Genomic DNA, 16,646 nt, shown 5'->3' with positions numbered 1-16,646 from the left:
GTTTTAATTTCTAATTGCCTAGCTTATTAAAAAATTCCTATAGCAAATCCTACCAACGTCCAAACGATGCTGATTCCCCACAATTTGAAGAAAGAAAAGCGAATATACTCTCTAATTGTTTCTCCTCCAAGGTCGCAGGCCATGATGATTTGAGGCTGTGCCACGATAGAAGCAAATGCACCAACATTGAAAAATAACGCTAACACGATAATATCTGCAGCAACTCCATATTGTTCTCCTAATGCTGTTATAATGGGAACTAAGGCAAAATACCAAGTATCATTAGTGAAAATGAACATCAAAGGTGTACTCAACAGTGCGATAATGATATGAAGATAGGGTCCCATAGAAGAAGGCGCGATCTCAACTAAAGTCATGACCATTTGTTCCATCATCCCCGTTCCTTCCAATACACCAACTACGACTCCTGACATAAAGACGATCGGTGCTATGGGATAGGTAGCCGCAGCATATTTGCTGACCAGCTTGTTTTGCATCTTGCGATCTGGATAATTGATCACTAGTGCAAGGATTAAACCAACGGCAAAAATATAAAATTCTGGAAAAGAAGTAACGATAAGTAGCGTGACCACAGCTATTGTCAAGCAGAGATTGAACCAAAAAAGTTTAGGTCTTGACATTTCGGAAAGCTCTGGTTCTTCTCCCACTAATGTACCTGCTTCTATATTCTTTTTAATGAATCCATTTCTTTTTTGGCTTTTCTTTCCTAAAAAATAAGCGAATATCATGGTCAAAATCGTCATCAATATCATCAAAGGAATTAGTTTTAAAAAGACATGCATCGCCGGACTATCGACATTTGGCAACAATGCAGCAGCCCGGAGCACCCGTGCATTCCAAGGTTTAATCGTTCCTAACATCGTACCAAGCGAAGTCAAAAAAACCAGAATCATCGGATCAATCTTTAATTTTTTAAACAACGGTAATAGTAATGGGATAACAATCAAATAAGTAGACATGACACTCCCGTCTAATGTTGCAAGGATAGCCAACGGTACAGTAAAACTACACAGGATTGGTCCACCAATCTTCATTTTCTTCAGCACTTTATAGATCAAAATCTCAAATAATCCAGCATCTGTCATTAATGCAAAATACGGTAACGAGAACATAATCATTAAAAAGATACTTCTAGTGAGATCTAGTCCAGATATAATATGTTCTGTTGTCTTGGATAAATCAGCACCGCTTAGAAATGAAAAAACAAGGGGCAAAATCGCAAAACAAACCAAAATATTCAGTTTATCTTTCATTAGCAGAAAAGTGATGACTCCCATCATTGCGAAGCCTAAAATTGCTAAATAACTCATGCCGTAATCTCCTTCAACCATTTTTTCATAATTGATCCAGCTGGCAAGAATAGGAGAAAAGTCAGCTAGTTTCATCAATTATCTTTTATTACATGTTTAGCGCACCAAACAAGGTCTACTTGAATCAAACATCCAACCTTTAATTAAATATTGCATTGCTAACGAGTCATCACGATCCCTATATTTCTTTTCAATTTTTTGATATAGGTGATGCGCTGATTCAAGTTTTTCCATATCTATTTCGATGCCTAATCCAGGCTTATCTGTCACTTTGATTTTTCCATCACGAATAACTAAAGGATCTTTGCATAACGCCTGTCCATCTTGCCAAATCCAGTGTGTATCAATAGGAGTGATTTTTCCAGGAGCCGCTGCTGCACATTGCGCAAATACAGCTAAGGAAATATCAAAATGATTATTAGAATGCGATCCCCAAGTCAATCCGAAATCAGCTAATATTTGAGCCATACGAATACTTCCATTCAACGTCCAAAAATGAGGATCAGCCAACACGATATCTACAGCTTTTGTTTCTAAGGCATGATAGAATTGTCGCCAATTCGTCGCAATCATGTTCGTTGCCACTTGATGCCTTGTAGCTGTCTTGAATTCTGACATGATCTCACGACTAGAAAATCCTTGTTCAGGACCACATGGATCTTCGACATAGGAAATCATTGATAATTTGTCTTTACACAGATCAATTGCTTCTTCTAAAGACCATGCACCATTTGGATCGATATTGATTCGTGCATCGGGGAAAGCGTCGTGCAGTGCTTCTATCGCTTTCATCTCTGCTTCCCCCGAAAAAACTCCGCCTTTCAACTTGAAATTATTGAACCCATATCTTTCTTTCACCGCTTTTGCTTGAGCAACAATTTCTTCAGGTGTCAATGTTTCTTTTCGACGAAGTTCGTCCCATTTATCTTTACATGAAGATTCCACTAAATATGGCAAATCAGTCTTCTCGCAATCTGCGATATAAAATAGATAGCCAAGGACTTCAACTTCGGCTCGCTGTCTTCCATCTCCAAGCAATGTACACATCGGCATATTTAGATGCTTTCCTAATAGATCAAGCATAGCGCATTCAACTGCTGCTTCTGCTTGAACAACAAATTTCATATTTTTCAAATCTAAACCTTGCAGACCCTGTCCATCATTTCCTTTTGCCAACCAACCTTTTTTACGAATAGTTGTAATCACTTGTCGGTAATCAGCAATTTTCTGACCTTCTACCAAAGGAATATAACTTTCTAGCATCTTTGTAATATCTTCTCCGCCATGAATCTCTCCCACTCCTCTTTGACCAGTCTCATCTTCTAAAACAACGATATTCCTTGTAAAGTAAGGGGCGTGGGCTCCACTGAGAGTCAGAGTCATACTGTCATAACCTGCTACTGGATAGACAGCCATTTTCATTATTTTGGGTATCGTATCAATCGTTCTCATACACTAGTTCCTCTCTCTTTACGAAAATCAAACTGTATCTTTACTTTCGATTGTCAAGTTATTTATTTTTTCGTAGTAACACGCAATAGCTGAATGATCTTTTTTCTCCAAACCGTCATTTTTTAGTACTTGCATGATTTCCATCAATTGAGCTGTCAAAGGAATTCCGGCATTTATCATATGTGAGGTATCTAACGCATTCTGTAGATCTTTGATGTGCAACTCTATTCTGAATCCTGGATCAAAATCTCGGTTCAAAATCATCGGTGATTTAGCATCCATAACCGTACTCCCTGCTAATCCACCACGAATCCCTTGATAGACCAACTCGGGATCAGCACCTGCTTTAGTAGCAAAGGATAAAGCTTCACCGACAGCGGCGATATTGATTGCGACGATTATTTGATTAGCTAGTTTAGCAATGTTTCCCGCACCTACCTCACCTATATAAGTGACTGAACTTGCCATTGATAGGAGCAACTCATAGCATTGATCAAAAACTTTCTTTTTCCCACCGACCATAACAGCGATTGTTCCGTCAATTGCTTTTGGTTCTCCTCCAGATACCGGCGCATCTAAGAACTCTACTCCAAGTCCTGCAAGCTTTTCTGCAAATCGCTGACTAGAAACAGGATTAATCGAACTCATATCGATTACGATCTTGCCTTCACTGATTCCAGCGGCTATCCCTTCTTCTGAAAACAATGCGGCTTCCACATTCGGAGAATTCGGTAACATAGTAATTACGATATCTGATTGATTTGCTAACTCCTGACTATTTTTTGCTGTTGAAGCTCCAGCTGCTGCAACTTCATCCATATTCGATTGATTGAAATCATAACAGATAACCTCATAACCATCTTTTATTAGATTTTTTGCCATTGGTTTACCCATGATTCCTAGTCCTACAAATCCGATTTTCATTTCTTATTCCTCCATATCTCGTTTATTTATGATTTTTTCAAGTACTTCAGACATTTCTTTCTTTAATTGATCGGAAGACGTCGTGTTCGGTAAAATACTTGCTCCAACATCTAGTCCAATCAAATTACAAGCATCTTTTGTAGCTATTGGAAATGATGCACGGTCAAACATATTCCTAAATTCTGTCAATTCAAATTGCGCGTTTCGCGCGGAAGACAAGTCGCCAGTGCAATAATGTTCATAAATAGAGACGACTAATTCAGGGACAACATTCGCTGTAGATGCAACTGCGCCGACCGCCCCATAGACAAGAGATCCTAAAATCAAGGTGTCTCTTCCAGCCATTACTTTGAACTCCTCATTCTCAGTACGTCGAATATATTCTGCTGTCAAATGTACATTCCCACTACTATCCTTAATTCCAACAATATTCGGATACTGGGAAAGATGAACGACCAAAGAAACACTTAGACTATATCCAACTTTTCCAGGATTGTTATATAGCAAAACAGGTAGATGAGGCACAGCCTTTGCAATCGTGATTATGTGTTGATACAATTCGTCATCTGTAGGAGAAATGAACATCGGTGGCAAGATCGATAAACCATCAGCACCGTTTTCCTCTGCTGTTTTTGCCATCAACACTCCTTCCTTCGTCGTGATCGATCCAATACCCATATAAACTGGTACACGTTTATTGGCTGATTTAACGATTGTTTGGAGACCTTTCTTTTGTTCCTCTTTATCAATCGCAAAAAACTCTCCGTTACTTCCAAATGCTAAAATACCATTGACGCCTCCTTGAATCACATGTTCAACCATTCGTTCTAATGGTGCAGTTTTTATCTGATTCTCTTGATTTACCGGTGTAACAATTGGGACGATAATCCCTTTGACTTTTTCAATATCCATGCATTCTCCTCCTAGGGATGTTCATCACAACATAAAAGTGATTTTTTTCACAATCGTTTCTTCAATATTCATGCTACAAATCAATATCGCAATAATTATAAGAACGTTTTCATAATAAAAAGTATATATTTTCACAATGATTTAGGGTATGGTACAGGTAACAGAAATAATTCATCTTTTGATAAGATTATTCGTTATCCATCACAATTATCGATGATTTCTACAGGATAATAATCATTTTTTTTAAAAATAAATGTTATATTAGAAGTCTTGTTGATTTATTATTGAATTTCCTTTATATTTTTTATGTAAACGTTACCTTTTGCTGTTTTACTGTATTTTCTTACAAGGAGAACTAGATGAACATCTCTAAACAATTAGCACGGAATATTGTCAAAAATCTCAAAGATGTACTAAAACAAGAAATCAACTTTATCGATACAGAGGGCATAATCATTGCAAGCACCGATGAGGAACGGATCAGGACCCTCCATGAAGGGGCAAAAATCGTTTTGGATACGAAAAAAGAAGTTTTTATCAGCGAAGACGGCCAATTCAAAGGAACGAAGCGTGGAATCAACGCCTCGGTGTATTTTGAACAACATATCATCGGTATAATTGGACTGACCGGTGGAAAGGAAGTGAAAAAGTATGCTGAAATTTTAAAAAAAATGACAGAAATACTCATAAAAGAGGCATATCTGAAAGATTTTACTTTTCAATTAAGGGAGAGACATCGTCTGACGATCGAATCGCTATTGTTTCCTTTCAGTCATTTTGACTCTCCTCACTTGATCGAGCTTGATTTTTCTTCTCCATATTATGTAGTTGTGGGGCAACTTCCTGACAATCAGGAATTGTATCAAGAGCAGATCACCCCTTTATTAGAGTTACTTGAAAGGGTCTTTTCTTACTACAGTCAGGCTTTGTTCACTGTACATAGGCAACAAATCATTATCCTAGTCAATCGCATTTCCAGAGCCTTATTGATATCGTTACTTGACAAAGTCCAGACAAATTTTGAAAAATCGTATCAGTTACAACTGAACTTCGGAATTGGGTCGCTTTGTTATACAGAGCAGGAGACACCGCAATCTTTCCTTCATGCCCAGCATGCTTGTGAATGGAGAACTTTCCATCAATCTGTGAACAAGATCCGCTTTTTTGAAGATTTAGACCTCGGGATCCTTTTACCAGCAATCCCATCAGGTCAACGATCATTATATGTAAAACGTATTTTGAAAAGCTTGACAGAAGAAGAAGTACATTTATTCAAGAAAACTTTGACATGCTTCAGTAAAAATAACGGAAGTATCAAAAAATGTGCAGAAGAATTATTTATTCATAAAAACACCTTGCAATATCGACTGAATAAACTCCATTCTCTCACTGGTTATAACCCTAGAAACTATGATGATTATCTTATTCTAAAGCTAGCTTTTTTGTTGATACAAATATGACGATTACAAAAAACCAGATGAACATAAGGTTGTCCGTCTGGTTTCTACTTATTTCTCAGTAGGACTGCTCCACATTCGTTGTAATTTTTCCATCGTCCATATATAAATAATGATGCCTATACCGATAATCACAATATATTCTATACCAAACTCAACCCGCGTCCCCGAATTGATCCTAAAAGTTGAAGCGTTTGTGTTAAATATTTTAGGATATAGATATAACAAAATATTCTTGAGATCATATTTTCCTAGTGGTGGCAAAAAAAGAAAATAACTTCCTAAGAGACATAGGCTGACGAAAGAATTCTTTACGACTGTTGTAAAATAATAACAAACTAAAAAGGAAAGAAATGCAAACCCCAATAGGACACTCAATTGAAGCGGCGCTTTCTCAAGATAAGATATTTGCCTAATTAACGCTTCATCGATTTGTGTCGATTTGTCAGCCTGAACAAAAAATCTTGAAAAAGACTGCAACATCAAAAATAAAATGAGGGAAGCAAGTATAAAAATAATTAAACTAAGAAACCCCGCTCCTATCTTATGACGATTGATTTGCCATTGAGAATCCAAACAGCGCCTGATTTTCATTGTATGGTATTTGATATCTGCATTTGCTATTACTATCCCGTATACCCCCGAAAAAAAAGGAAAGAGAACAAAAAACGAAGAAGACAATAATTGGTTGACCCCGTTTTGGACATTTAAAGCAGCAAAACTGGAATGATAAGCAACGTAATGATATTTCAACGGATTGTCAACTATTTCAGTATTTTCGTTCATACTGATAGAAAAAGGTTGTTAAAGTATTTCTTGGATCGTTTCACCCATTGCCAAGGCTTCCTCTACATAATATTGGAAATGACGAAGATGACTTTGAATGAGCATTATTTGAGAAACGAACATTAAAGTAGAAAGCAACAATATTACTGAAAGAAAAAGGTAAAATATTTTCGAACGTCTTTGATAATAAAATTCAAAAAGCATTTTTACCTCCTTTTTGTTGAAATAAAAAAGCTGCGTAAATCCTCGGACGTGATAGGTTCTATTTTTCCGTTTTTTACATTTAATAACTCATCAGCCATTTCCAAGTAATATTCTTCATGACCACTTAAGATGACTGTAGCTTCTTTTTTCAGCTGAACCAAGCAATAAAGCAGCACTTTCCAATTCTTTTGATCTAATCCATTCAACACTTCATCTAATAAAACAACTCGCGGCGCAAGCAACAATAGCAATAGCAGCGAAAGCATCTTTTTTTCTCCCAGAGAATAGTTCTTAACTTTCACATACGATAAAAATGAAAGGGGTAAAAAATCGATTTTTTGTTTAGAGATTAGTTCTTTTATTTGCCGATTTTTTGTCAGTAAAATCAGATTATCTAATCCAGTTAGATTCAAGTAAAAAGGGGTAGAGTCAAAAACACAAAAACAACTACCTGTTTTTTCAATCGTTCCCGAGTAGCTATCAATACCGACAATGCAGCGAAATAAAGTCGTTTTGCCAATGCCATTATCCCCATAAAGATAATAGATTTTATTTTGATCAAATGTGAATGACAGATGATCAAATAAGATTTTTTGCCCAAATCGTTTAGAAAAATCAATAAGTTTCATAGACAAACTCCTGAATAGATTAGTACCATGTAGAACCACCATTACCATGTACTCCAACCATATACTTTTTTAATTTCTTCAATCAAAATGAACTAATTCAATCAATCGAGTTTTTTATTTATTTATATTTTACCAAAATATAGTAATGGCTCATTATCAACTTTTTATCAATATAGAAAGTGATAGCCATCCCCTTATTTCATTTCTTAGATTCCTTTTTCCCCTAATAAACGCTATTGAAAACTAGCATTACTAAGTGTTAATACATAAAAAAATAAAAGACTTACCATTTTTTCTAGAAATAGAAAATTTTGGTAAGTCTTTTTGACACTTGTATTTTTTACTAGAAAAGCTACTTCCGCTTTTTCCCACCAAAAGCATCTTTGAATTTATCGAAGAAACCATCTTCTTGTTGTTCTTCTACTTTGATGCCGCCAGCTTCAGCGAATGCACGTAACGCTTCTCTTTGTTGTTCATTTAGATTTTTCGGCGTGATCAGTTTTACTTTGACATGTTGGTCGCCTGTTGCACCACCACGTAACTTTGGAGCGCCTTTTCCACGTAAACGGAAGTTCGTACCTGTCTGTGTACCAGCAGGAATCTTCAGTTTCACATCTCCATGGACAGTTGGTACTTGGACTTCATCCCCCAAAGCTGCTTGTACAAAACTTAAAGGCAATTCATAGTAGATTTCAGAGCCTTCACGGTCAAAGATATCACTTTCTTCTACACGGAAGACCACATACAAATCACCAAATGGTCCGCCGTTTTCTCCGGCTTCTCCTTGACCAGCTAAACGCATTTGTTGTCCTTCTTCTACCCCAGCTGGTACATTCACTTTGACTGAGTGAGCTTTCTTCTCATGACCTGAGCCATGACAGGTTGGACAAGGTTCTTTGATTTCTTTTCCTGTACCATGACAAACATCACAAGTTTGACGGCTCATCACTCGTCCAAGCGGTGTTTGGCGTTCTACATTGATCGTACCTGCACCATGGCATTTATGACAAGTAGTTGGTTGCGTACCTGGTTTTGCCCCATTTCCGCCACAAGTATGACAGATTTCTTCCCGATTGTACTTGATTTCTTTCTCTACGCCAAAAATTGCTTCTTCAAAAGATAAGTCGATCGTATATTGCAAATCAGCACCTTGACGAGGCGCATTGGGATCGACTGAACGACCTCCCCCTCCAAAGAACGAGTCGAAGATATCTTCAAAACCACCGAAGCCGCCGCCAGAGAAGCCGCCGAATCCACCAAATCCGCCACCAGCTCCACCAGCACCGTAATTTGGATCTGTACCTGCATGCCCGTATTGGTCATATGCAGCGCGTTTTTGCGGATCACTTAAAATTTCATAAGCTTCTGATACTTCTTTAAATTTTTCTTCTGCATCAGGTTCTTTATTGATATCAGGATGGTATTTTTTTGAAAGCTTACGATAAGCTTTCTTTATTTCATCTTCTGATGCTCCTTTTGAGAGCCCTAAGACTTCATAATAATCACGTTTTGTTGCCATAGGCTTTCCTCCTATTGGTTCTCATCATTTTCACGTCGCTTGTTATCATATCATATTTTGTTTGAAACAAAAACCGATACTTCAAACTATTTTTCAAAAGAAAAAGCCAAAGTAGCAACTTTGGCCTTCTCTCGAAATTCAGTGAACTGATTATTTATCGTCGCCATCGACTTCTTCAAAATCAGCATCAACGACATCATCTGCTCCGCCTTGAGCTGCTTCTGGGTTTTCTTGAGCTTGTTGTTGTGCCGCTTGTTCATATAGTTTAACAGTCAAGTTTTGAACGATTTCGTTCAATGCATCGCGTTTAGTTTTCATTTCTTCAATGTTGTTTGCTTCAACAGCGGCTTTCAATTCATCGCGAGCTGTTTCTGCTTTTTTCACTTCTTCTTCGTCTACTTTGCCTTCTAATTCTTTCAATGTTTTGTCCACAGAGAATAGCAATGCGTCTACATCATTACGTAGGTCAACTTCCTCTTTACGAGCTTTATCTGCTTCAGCGTTTGCTTCTGCATCTTTTACCATACGTTCGATTTCTTCGTCTGTTAGACCTGAAGAAGATTTAATCGTGATTTTTTGTTCTTTTTGTGTACCTAAATCTTTCGCAGATACATTTACAATCCCGTTTTTATCAATATCGAATGTTACTTCGATTTGTGGGATACCACGAGGAGCTGCTGGAATATCTGTCAATTGGAATCTTCCTAGTGTTTTGTTGTCAGCAGCCATTGGGCGTTCACCTTGTAATACATGGATGTCTACTGCTGGTTGATTATCTGCTGCAGTTGAGAACACTTGTGATTTACTTGTTGGGATCGTTGTATTGCGGTCAATCAATTTAGTGAATACACCGCCCATTGTTTCGATACCTAATGACAATGGCGTAACGTCAAGTAAAACAACATCTTTTACATCACCAGTGATCACGCCGCCTTGTATAGCAGCACCCATCGCAACTACTTCATCAGGGTTAACTGATTTGTTTGGTTCTTTTCCTGTTTCTTTACGTACTGCTTCTACAACTGCAGGGATACGAGTAGATCCACCGACCAAAATAACTTCGTCGATTTCTGATTGTGATAAACCTGCATCTTTTAGTGCTTGACGTACTGGTACTTTCGTACGTTCTACTAAGTCAGCTGTTAATTCATCAAATTTTGCACGTGTCAATGTCATTTCCAAGTGCAATGGTCCAGATTCACCGGCTGTGATAAATGGCAAACTGATTTGTGTGCTTGATACGCCAGATAAATCTTTTTTCGCTTTTTCAGCGGCATCTTTCAAGCGTTGTAACGCCATTTTGTCTTGAGATAAGTCAATGCTGTTTTCTTTTTTGAATTCTGCTACCATGTAGTCGATGATTTTGTTATCAAAGTCATCCCCACCTAGATGGTTGTCACCAGCTGTTGACAATACATCAAAGACACCGTCTCCTAATTCAAGGATTGATACGTCAAAAGTACCACCACCAAGGTCGAATACTAAGATTTTTTCGTCACGATCTGTTTTATCCAAACCATAAGCAAGAGCAGCTGCAGTTGGTTCATTAACGATACGTTCTACTTCTAAACCAGCGATTTTACCAGCATCTTTTGTTGCTTGACGTTGTGCATCGTTAAAGTAAGCTGGTACAGTAATAACTGCTTTTTCGACTTTTTCACCTAAGTAATCTTCTGCAAATCCTTTAATATATTGAAGAATCATTGCTGAGATTTCTTGAGGTGTGTATGATTTGCCTTCTACATCTACTTTGTAACCAGCTTCACCGATATGGCGTTTGATTGATGAAATCGTATTTGGGTTTGTTACAGCTTGACGTTTTGCCACTTCCCCTACTTGGATTTCTCCATTTTTGAATGATACAACAGAAGGTGTTGTACGGTTTCCTTCTGGGTTAGCGATGATTTTTGCTTCGTTTCCTTCTAGTACTGCTACTGCAGAGTTAGTCGTACCTAAGTCAATACCGATAATTTTACTCATAATTAACGTCTCCTTCTTTAATTGAAAGTGTAAGTTTTATATCCGCACAATTATTGTGCAACAATGACCATAGTTGGTCTTAACACGCGATCATGTAATTTATAGCCTTCTTGTAGTACTTCTACAATCGTATCGGCTGGTGTATCTTCAGTCGCTGGAACAGTTTGTACTGCTTGATGAAGATTAGGATCAAAGGATTCTCCTTTAGCAGGGATTTTCTCGATTCCTTCTTCTTCCAGTGCGTTACGTAAACTTTCCAAGACCATTTCCACGCCTTTTTTCAAGCTTGCTCCTTGATCATCTGACACTTCTGTGGCTAATGCACGTTCCAGATTGTCAATTGATGGAAGCAATTTTTTGGCTAAATCTTGTGAACGGTATTTTTGTAATTGCTCACGTTCATTTTTTCCTCGATTTGCCATATTTGCGATTTCCGCACGAGCCCGCAAATATTTATCTTCCATTTCTTCTAATTCAGCTTTTAATTTTGCTGATTCGAATTCTTCCGCTTCAACTTCTGAAATGCCTGAATCTTCTGCAGCTTCGACATCGATTTCCGGTTCTGGCTGAGCATCTGTCATTTCTTTATCTAGTTCTTCTTGATTTTCTTTCACGATACAGTCTTCCTTTCATTATTCAGTCAGCTGTTTGATTGCTCTTACTAAGAAAGAGAGAACGATCAGCTGCAAATAGCTTCGTTATTCACATTACGAGTTTGACAAGTCAAGTGATCGATAGTAATCAGCAAGCTTAGCTGCTAGTTCTCTTCGATAAACATCCACTAGACCAAACATCCGAGAATAAGGCATACTAGTCGGCCCTAACAAGGCTATTGTACCTCTTCCATGACCATCTATCTCGTAACTTGCTTGAATCATGCTCATATTCTGCAATAAATCATTACCTAATTCAGCACCGATTTTGATACGAATATTACTATCCATCGGAGTGATCATTTGTGTAAGTCCATCGGAGTCTTTCATAAAAGAAAACATCGATTTAAACTGATCAAGATCTTGACGGGGCTCATAATCCAAGAGATTCATTTGTCCACTGACATAAACTTTTTCTTCAAACACATGACCAAGAACGGTGTCAAACAACTGGGACATCCCTTCTGTGGTCTGGAAATATTTATGAAGAATCATCGGAATCTCTGTACGTAGTTTATGGTATACCGTCATCAGAGGATCCCCGACTAGACGGTCGTTTACAATTTGCACCATTTTTTCTAGTTCCTGACTTCCCATGTATTCGGGAAGAGTGAACACTTGGCTTTCTACATTTCCCATATCTGTCACGACAATCGCAATGATCTGTCGATTATTCAAGGGTACGATACGAAAGCCTGTTAGTCGGCGGTCTTTTATTTCAGGTCCCAACGAAAAAGTCGTATAACTTGTCAGCTCAGATAAGATCTCAGCAGATTGCTTAATGATCTCATTGATCTCATGAAATTCTCTACCTAAAGACTGACGTATCAGCAGCAAGTCATCTTCTGCTACGCGAGCAGGTTTTAACAAATGATCCACATAATAACGATAGCCTAAAGCAGATGGAATCCGCCCAGAAGAAGAGTGAGTCTTCAACAGCAACCCTTCATCTTCTAATGCCTTCATATCATTGCGAATCGTTGCTGAACTGGCCTTGACTCCCTCAGACATCAATGTTTTGGAACCAACGGGCACGCCACTACTCGTATAGTGTTGGATGATCAGACGTAAAATGTCGTTTTGTCGCTTTGTTAACATCTTCCTCACCTCTCATTAGCACTCATATATTCTAAGTGCTAATCCACTTATAAATATAGCAAGAAGCCCTTCTCCTGTCAAGAGAAAGACTTCATTTTTTAGCACTCTATCGTCCAGAGTGCTAATTATGAGCAATTGCTATAAATTCAGTTATATCAACGTTTCAATAGTTCTTTATTGTATTTTTGAACTTTTTTTATTTAAATTCCGATAAAAAACAAATATTCTTTAAACTATTTTTCAAACAAAAAACGCTCAAACACATTGTTTCCCAAAAAAGTCCCTCTAGGTGTCAAATAAATACGTTCTTCTTCATTAACAAGTAACCCTTCTTCCTCTAACTTCATCAACACATCTCCATACACCGATTCAATCGTTTGTTGATAGCGATCATAGAAGTGTTTTTTAGCAATCCCAGTTTTTTTTCTTAGCCCCAAGAACATTTCTTCTTCTATTTGATTTTTTCGTGTCAATTTTTCTTCTTCCAATACTGGGCGTTCATTGACTCGTAATGGACGTAAATAGTGTTGGATTGGTCCTTTGTTGCGATAACGAATATTTCCAAGATAACCGCTAGCTCCTGCTCCAAACCCAAAATAATGGTCATTGTTCCAATACATCAAGTTATGCTGCGACTCGTGTCCGGAAAGCCCAAAGTTACTTATTTCATATTGGTGACGTCCATGCTTTTCCATTGCTTCAATGGTCTCTTCAAACATTTTAGTTTCCGTTTCCTGATCAGGCAGTTCGAGTCTTCCTTGTCGTACCCAGTTCATGAACATTGTTTTGTTTTCTAGGATCAATGAGTACAAAGAATAGTGAGGCAGATCCAAAGCCAAAGCTTTTTCCAAAGTATCCCGATACCCTTCAAGTGTTTGTCCCGGTAATGCATAAATCAAATCGATGCTTACATTGGTAAAATTTTCTGCTTTTAAAAATTTCATCGTTTGAAACACATCTTCTGCGGTGTGTTTACGTCCAATTTTTTTCAGTAAGCGATTGTCAAATGTCTGAACTCCCATGGATAAACGATTGACGCCATAGTTTTTCATCACTTGAAGCTTTTCACGGGTCAAATCGCCAGGATTCGCTTCTACAGTAAACTCTTTACCATCCTGGAAAGGCAAGATCTCTCTAGCTCCTGATAACAATCGATCAAGTTGTTTAGCAGATAAAGAGGTCGGTGTTCCGCCCCCTACATAAAGTGTTTCCAAATTCGCTGTCGGGTGACTTTCCAGCATTAATCTCATTTCATTCAGCAGCATTTCCACATACTCATCTACCGGTTGCCCTTCTAAAAAAACTTTATTAAAGTCACAGTAATAGCAGATATGCTCGCAAAATGGGATATGAATGTACGCAGAAACCTTGTTTTCTGCGGGATTTATTGTTTCTATCATTGAAATTCTTTCTCCTTACGTCGAAAAGTCGTACCTGTTTTCGACCTTCTTTAAACGGTGTTCAAGCACCAGCTCCTTGAAATAAGCCGCATGTTTATAATCTAAGAAGTCTAGTTCCAAAAATGCTTGCTTGTTGTCATCGGAGCTACATGTGGCTTTCACAACCTCTCGATAAACGGTGTTCACAAAGCTGACCTTCGGCGTTAACTCAAAATCTGCAAAAATATGAAAAGCTATTTTCACAGATTCTTCCTTAAGTGCTCAGGTCACAACGCTTTGCTTACAACCTCTCATATACGCATACTAAACGTATTTGGCAAACAAATCCACTAAAAAATCCAAGAATCGACTTCTTGGATGATTTTTTTTACGTTCATGATTCCTCCTAAACAATTTTATCCATATTTTGTCCATAAAAAAATCTAGTTAAACCTCTCACTTCAAAAGTTTTAACTAGATTCTTCTTATTATTTTTTTATAAAAATAAATAGTCTCTTAATCATAGACATTTTTTCGGTGTCCCACTTGAATAGCGATAACAACCATTTGATTATCTTCTATCTCTACCAACACACGATATTTGCCAATTCGATAACGCCATTGTCCTGAACGATTAGCGGTCAATCCTTTTCCGAATTTTCTCGGATCGTCAATACCATCAATATGTTGATACAGCCATCGAACGATCAGCGTCGCTTGATGCTTGTCCATTTTACGAAGTTGTTTCTGAATTTCAGGCGTGAATTCTAAACGGTAGGTCATTCCAACCCTCCAAATTCATGAAGGATTTCTTCCATGGATACTGTTGTTTTTCCACTTTCTACCCAATGTTTATGGGCAATTTCAGCCGTTTGACGATCGTATTCATCTTCTAGTTGTTCCATCGAATAGGTTTTTAGAAGCTCAGATAAAGTAATCCCATAAAATTCCGCCATATAAGAAAGCCATTCTTTTTCGGCATCACTCACACGAACCGTAATCATAGCCATATTATCGCCTCCCATTTGTATCACATTGTAATACAAAAGGGGCAAGATGTCAATTTTGTATGATTTACTTAGCTTATTTTGAGATTTTTCCATTTTTTAACCAATAAAAAAATCCAGGAGAATTATTGGATTGAATGTGATTTCTGAAGAACTTTATTTTGAAACTGCCGACCTTACAAATGAACTTTTAGAGAAGGGTAGTTTTTTTAAAAACGTACCAAAATTAAACATATCGCAAGAAACACAAAGCCCCAAATTACAAATAGCTTATATTTTATTAAACATGTTTCTACCTTTATATAGTCTGTTTTTGACATTTCTTTTCCTAAATTGAAACGAACAATTGTTTTTACTTTCAAGAGAAATCGTGTGCCAATGATAAAGCAGCACACACTCAATACTCCTAGCAATATTCTACCTAAAAAATTCAAATTTTCTCCTATTGTCACTTATAGCTCCTCATCTACTTGAATTTTAATCTTGTCTAGCGCTATGCCCAAAGATAATTATCATTTCTTCCATCTACTCGATCAAGACCTTCTGCGATTAGACCTCCAGCCGAAGTACCAGCTAAAGCTAAGGCAATTTCTACAGCTGCGAGCGCTTTTCCTCTTACAGTGGTAATTCCAATTTGTGCAACAATTACATTTTCAGTTACTCGAGCAATATTTCGCTTGTTTTTTCTAATAATTGCTTTTACCGTATTCACACTTGAATTTGCTAAACCTAGACCCAAAACGATTAATCCTGCATCAATGACACCAGCAACAAAACCAGTTGAGTTCCACCAGTTTTTCCCTACGCCTCGCATTCTTGGATTGAATCCAATCATTGCTAAATACTGATTGATTGCTTGTTCCATCCTTAATTCATCTTCAGGTGTTAATAATATTTCTCCGTTTTCGTTAAATTTAGGTTGAACATCTCCATATTCTTCCTTGATTTTTTCAAGGGCTAGTTCGGAATTCTTTTTTTCTTCCGAGTAATAAACTGACAAGTCTTCAGAACTAAAATTGCTTTTACTATTCTGAGTTTCATCCAGAATCAACTCATTCGCTGAAATAATCATACTCCCACTTGTTGCTACTACGGACAAAACAAAAGTTACTGCTATTACACTAATCCACATTTTTAAGTCCAGATATTTCTTTTTCATTATGAATCCTCCAAAATTTAAATTTGCCTTATAAAGACAAAATAACTATAAATTGATAACAAGTTTAATATTTTATAGCATCTTAAAAAGTTGTTTTAGACTCGTAATCGTTACTATTTTTATATTCTATGATTTGTCAAATTAAGCTAGAATAAA

16 protein-coding genes are annotated in these 16,646 nt (G+C 37.3%); 1 reads left to right on the top strand and 15 read right to left on the bottom strand.

The window, feature by feature from the left end:
- Nucleotides 1–26: 26 nt before the first annotated feature.
- From HMPREF2731_RS05145 to HMPREF2731_RS05130, 4 genes are all read right to left on the bottom strand, one after another.
- A complete protein-coding gene (locus HMPREF2731_RS05145; RefSeq protein ID WP_070872540.1) occupies nucleotides 27–1,331 on the bottom strand; it encodes an SLC13 family permease in 1,305 nt (434 codons plus the stop codon).
- 96 nt (nucleotides 1,332–1,427) lie between these two features.
- Nucleotides 1,428–2,783: an enolase C-terminal domain-like protein gene (locus HMPREF2731_RS05140; RefSeq protein ID WP_002313674.1), complete on the bottom strand. Its 1,356-nt coding sequence runs from the start codon at nucleotides 2,781–2,783 to the stop codon at nucleotides 1,428–1,430.
- Nucleotides 2,784–2,810: 27 nt separating this feature from the next.
- Nucleotides 2,811–3,707: a 2-hydroxy-3-oxopropionate reductase gene (gene garR / locus HMPREF2731_RS05135; protein ID WP_002308995.1), complete on the bottom strand. Its 897-nt coding sequence runs from the start codon at nucleotides 3,705–3,707 to the stop codon at nucleotides 2,811–2,813.
- Between the two features lie 3 nt (nucleotides 3,708–3,710).
- Nucleotides 3,711–4,619 carry a dihydrodipicolinate synthase family protein gene (locus HMPREF2731_RS05130; RefSeq protein WP_070872456.1) on the bottom strand — a complete coding sequence of 303 codons (909 nt, stop codon included), beginning with the start codon at nucleotides 4,617–4,619 and terminating at the stop codon, nucleotides 3,711–3,713.
- A 359-nt stretch (nucleotides 4,620–4,978) separates the two neighbouring features.
- On the opposite strand from HMPREF2731_RS05130, the gene HMPREF2731_RS14265 reads away from it, so the two are divergent.
- Nucleotides 4,979–6,079, top strand: a complete 1,101-nt coding sequence (locus HMPREF2731_RS14265; RefSeq protein WP_083325474.1) for a CdaR family transcriptional regulator — start codon at nucleotides 4,979–4,981, stop codon at nucleotides 6,077–6,079.
- A 48-nt stretch (nucleotides 6,080–6,127) separates the two neighbouring features.
- Here the strand turns inward: HMPREF2731_RS14265 and HMPREF2731_RS05120 are convergent, their stop codons facing one another.
- From HMPREF2731_RS05120 to HMPREF2731_RS15275, 11 genes are all read right to left on the bottom strand, one after another.
- Entirely contained in the window at nucleotides 6,128–6,829 is a 702-nt protein-coding gene (locus tag HMPREF2731_RS05120) for a hypothetical protein (protein WP_231601460.1), read from the bottom strand.
- A gap of 239 nt (nucleotides 6,830–7,068) precedes the next feature.
- Nucleotides 7,069–7,695 (bottom strand): ATP-binding cassette domain-containing protein, encoded by a 627-nt coding sequence (locus HMPREF2731_RS05110; RefSeq protein ID WP_083325473.1) that lies wholly within the window; start codon nucleotides 7,693–7,695, stop codon nucleotides 7,069–7,071.
- 352 nt (nucleotides 7,696–8,047) lie between these two features.
- Nucleotides 8,048–9,214 carry a molecular chaperone DnaJ gene (gene dnaJ, locus HMPREF2731_RS05105; RefSeq protein WP_002292130.1) on the bottom strand — a complete coding sequence of 389 codons (1,167 nt, stop codon included), beginning with the start codon at nucleotides 9,212–9,214 and terminating at the stop codon, nucleotides 8,048–8,050.
- Nucleotides 9,215–9,364: 150 nt separating this feature from the next.
- Entirely contained in the window at nucleotides 9,365–11,194 is a 1,830-nt protein-coding gene (dnaK, locus tag HMPREF2731_RS05100; RefSeq protein ID WP_002292134.1) for a molecular chaperone DnaK, read from the bottom strand.
- A 50-nt stretch (nucleotides 11,195–11,244) separates the two neighbouring features.
- Entirely contained in the window at nucleotides 11,245–11,808 is a 564-nt protein-coding gene (gene grpE / locus HMPREF2731_RS05095) for a nucleotide exchange factor GrpE (protein WP_002292135.1), read from the bottom strand.
- A gap of 93 nt (nucleotides 11,809–11,901) precedes the next feature.
- On the bottom strand, nucleotides 11,902–12,945 hold the full coding sequence (gene hrcA, locus HMPREF2731_RS05090) for a heat-inducible transcriptional repressor HrcA (protein ID WP_002292136.1): 1,044 nt from the start codon (nucleotides 12,943–12,945) through the stop codon (nucleotides 11,902–11,904).
- A 233-nt stretch (nucleotides 12,946–13,178) separates the two neighbouring features.
- On the bottom strand, nucleotides 13,179–14,345 hold the full coding sequence (gene hemW, locus HMPREF2731_RS05085) for a radical SAM family heme chaperone HemW (protein WP_070872451.1): 1,167 nt from the start codon (nucleotides 14,343–14,345) through the stop codon (nucleotides 13,179–13,181).
- Between the two features lie 15 nt (nucleotides 14,346–14,360).
- Complete coding sequence (locus tag HMPREF2731_RS05080; protein WP_070872449.1) at nucleotides 14,361–14,588, bottom strand: hypothetical protein; 228 nt, start codon at nucleotides 14,586–14,588, stop codon at nucleotides 14,361–14,363.
- 252 nt (nucleotides 14,589–14,840) lie between these two features.
- The gene (locus tag HMPREF2731_RS05075) at nucleotides 14,841–15,107 is read right to left on the bottom strand and encodes a type II toxin-antitoxin system RelE family toxin (RefSeq protein WP_070872447.1); all 267 of its coding nucleotides are present in this window, start codon (nucleotides 15,105–15,107) and stop codon (nucleotides 14,841–14,843) included.
- Entirely contained in the window at nucleotides 15,104–15,334 is a 231-nt protein-coding gene (relB, locus tag HMPREF2731_RS05070) for a type II toxin-antitoxin system RelB family antitoxin (RefSeq protein WP_002329324.1), read from the bottom strand. The genes HMPREF2731_RS05075 and relB overlap by 4 nt, the downstream gene beginning before the upstream one ends.
- A gap of 490 nt (nucleotides 15,335–15,824) precedes the next feature.
- Complete coding sequence (locus HMPREF2731_RS15275) at nucleotides 15,825–16,490, bottom strand: hypothetical protein (protein WP_002292140.1); 666 nt, start codon at nucleotides 16,488–16,490, stop codon at nucleotides 15,825–15,827.
- Nucleotides 16,491–16,646: the final 156 nt, after the last annotated feature.

The organism is Enterococcus sp. HMSC072F02 (assembly GCF_001837725.1).
Lineage (GTDB): Bacteria > Bacillota > Bacilli > Lactobacillales > Enterococcaceae > Enterococcus_B > Enterococcus_B lactis.
The sequence above is the reverse complement of the archived record's forward strand: the minus strand, read 5'-3'. Positions and strand labels throughout refer to the sequence as shown.

Coding starts and splice junctions, on each gene's coding strand:
- HMPREF2731_RS05145 (WP_070872540.1), bottom strand. CDS start 1,331: ATGAGTTATTTAGCAATTTTAGGCTTCGCAATGATGGGAGTCATCACT.
- HMPREF2731_RS05140 (WP_002313674.1), bottom strand. CDS start 2,783: ATGAGAACGATTGATACGATACCCAAAATAATGAAAATGGCTGTCTAT.
- garR (WP_002308995.1), bottom strand. CDS start 3,707: ATGAAAATCGGATTTGTAGGACTAGGAATCATGGGTAAACCAATGGCA.
- HMPREF2731_RS05130 (WP_070872456.1), bottom strand. CDS start 4,619: ATGGATATTGAAAAAGTCAAAGGGATTATCGTCCCAATTGTTACACCG.
- HMPREF2731_RS14265 (WP_083325474.1), top strand. CDS start 4,979: ATGAACATCTCTAAACAATTAGCACGGAATATTGTCAAAAATCTCAAA.
- HMPREF2731_RS05110 (WP_083325473.1), bottom strand. CDS start 7,695: ATGAAACTTATTGATTTTTCTAAACGATTTGGGCAAAAAATCTTATTT.
- dnaJ (WP_002292130.1), bottom strand. CDS start 9,214: ATGGCAACAAAACGTGATTATTATGAAGTCTTAGGGCTCTCAAAAGGA.
- dnaK (WP_002292134.1), bottom strand. CDS start 11,194: ATGAGTAAAATTATCGGTATTGACTTAGGTACGACTAACTCTGCAGTA.
- hrcA (WP_002292136.1), bottom strand. CDS start 12,945: ATGTTAACAAAGCGACAAAACGACATTTTACGTCTGATCATCCAACAC.
- hemW (WP_070872451.1), bottom strand. CDS start 14,345: ATGATAGAAACAATAAATCCCGCAGAAAACAAGGTTTCTGCGTACATT.
- HMPREF2731_RS05075 (WP_070872447.1), bottom strand. CDS start 15,107: ATGACCTACCGTTTAGAATTCACGCCTGAAATTCAGAAACAACTTCGT.
- relB (WP_002329324.1), bottom strand. CDS start 15,334: ATGGCTATGATTACGGTTCGTGTGAGTGATGCCGAAAAAGAATGGCTT.
- HMPREF2731_RS15275 (WP_002292140.1), bottom strand. CDS start 16,490: ATGAAAAAGAAATATCTGGACTTAAAAATGTGGATTAGTGTAATAGCA.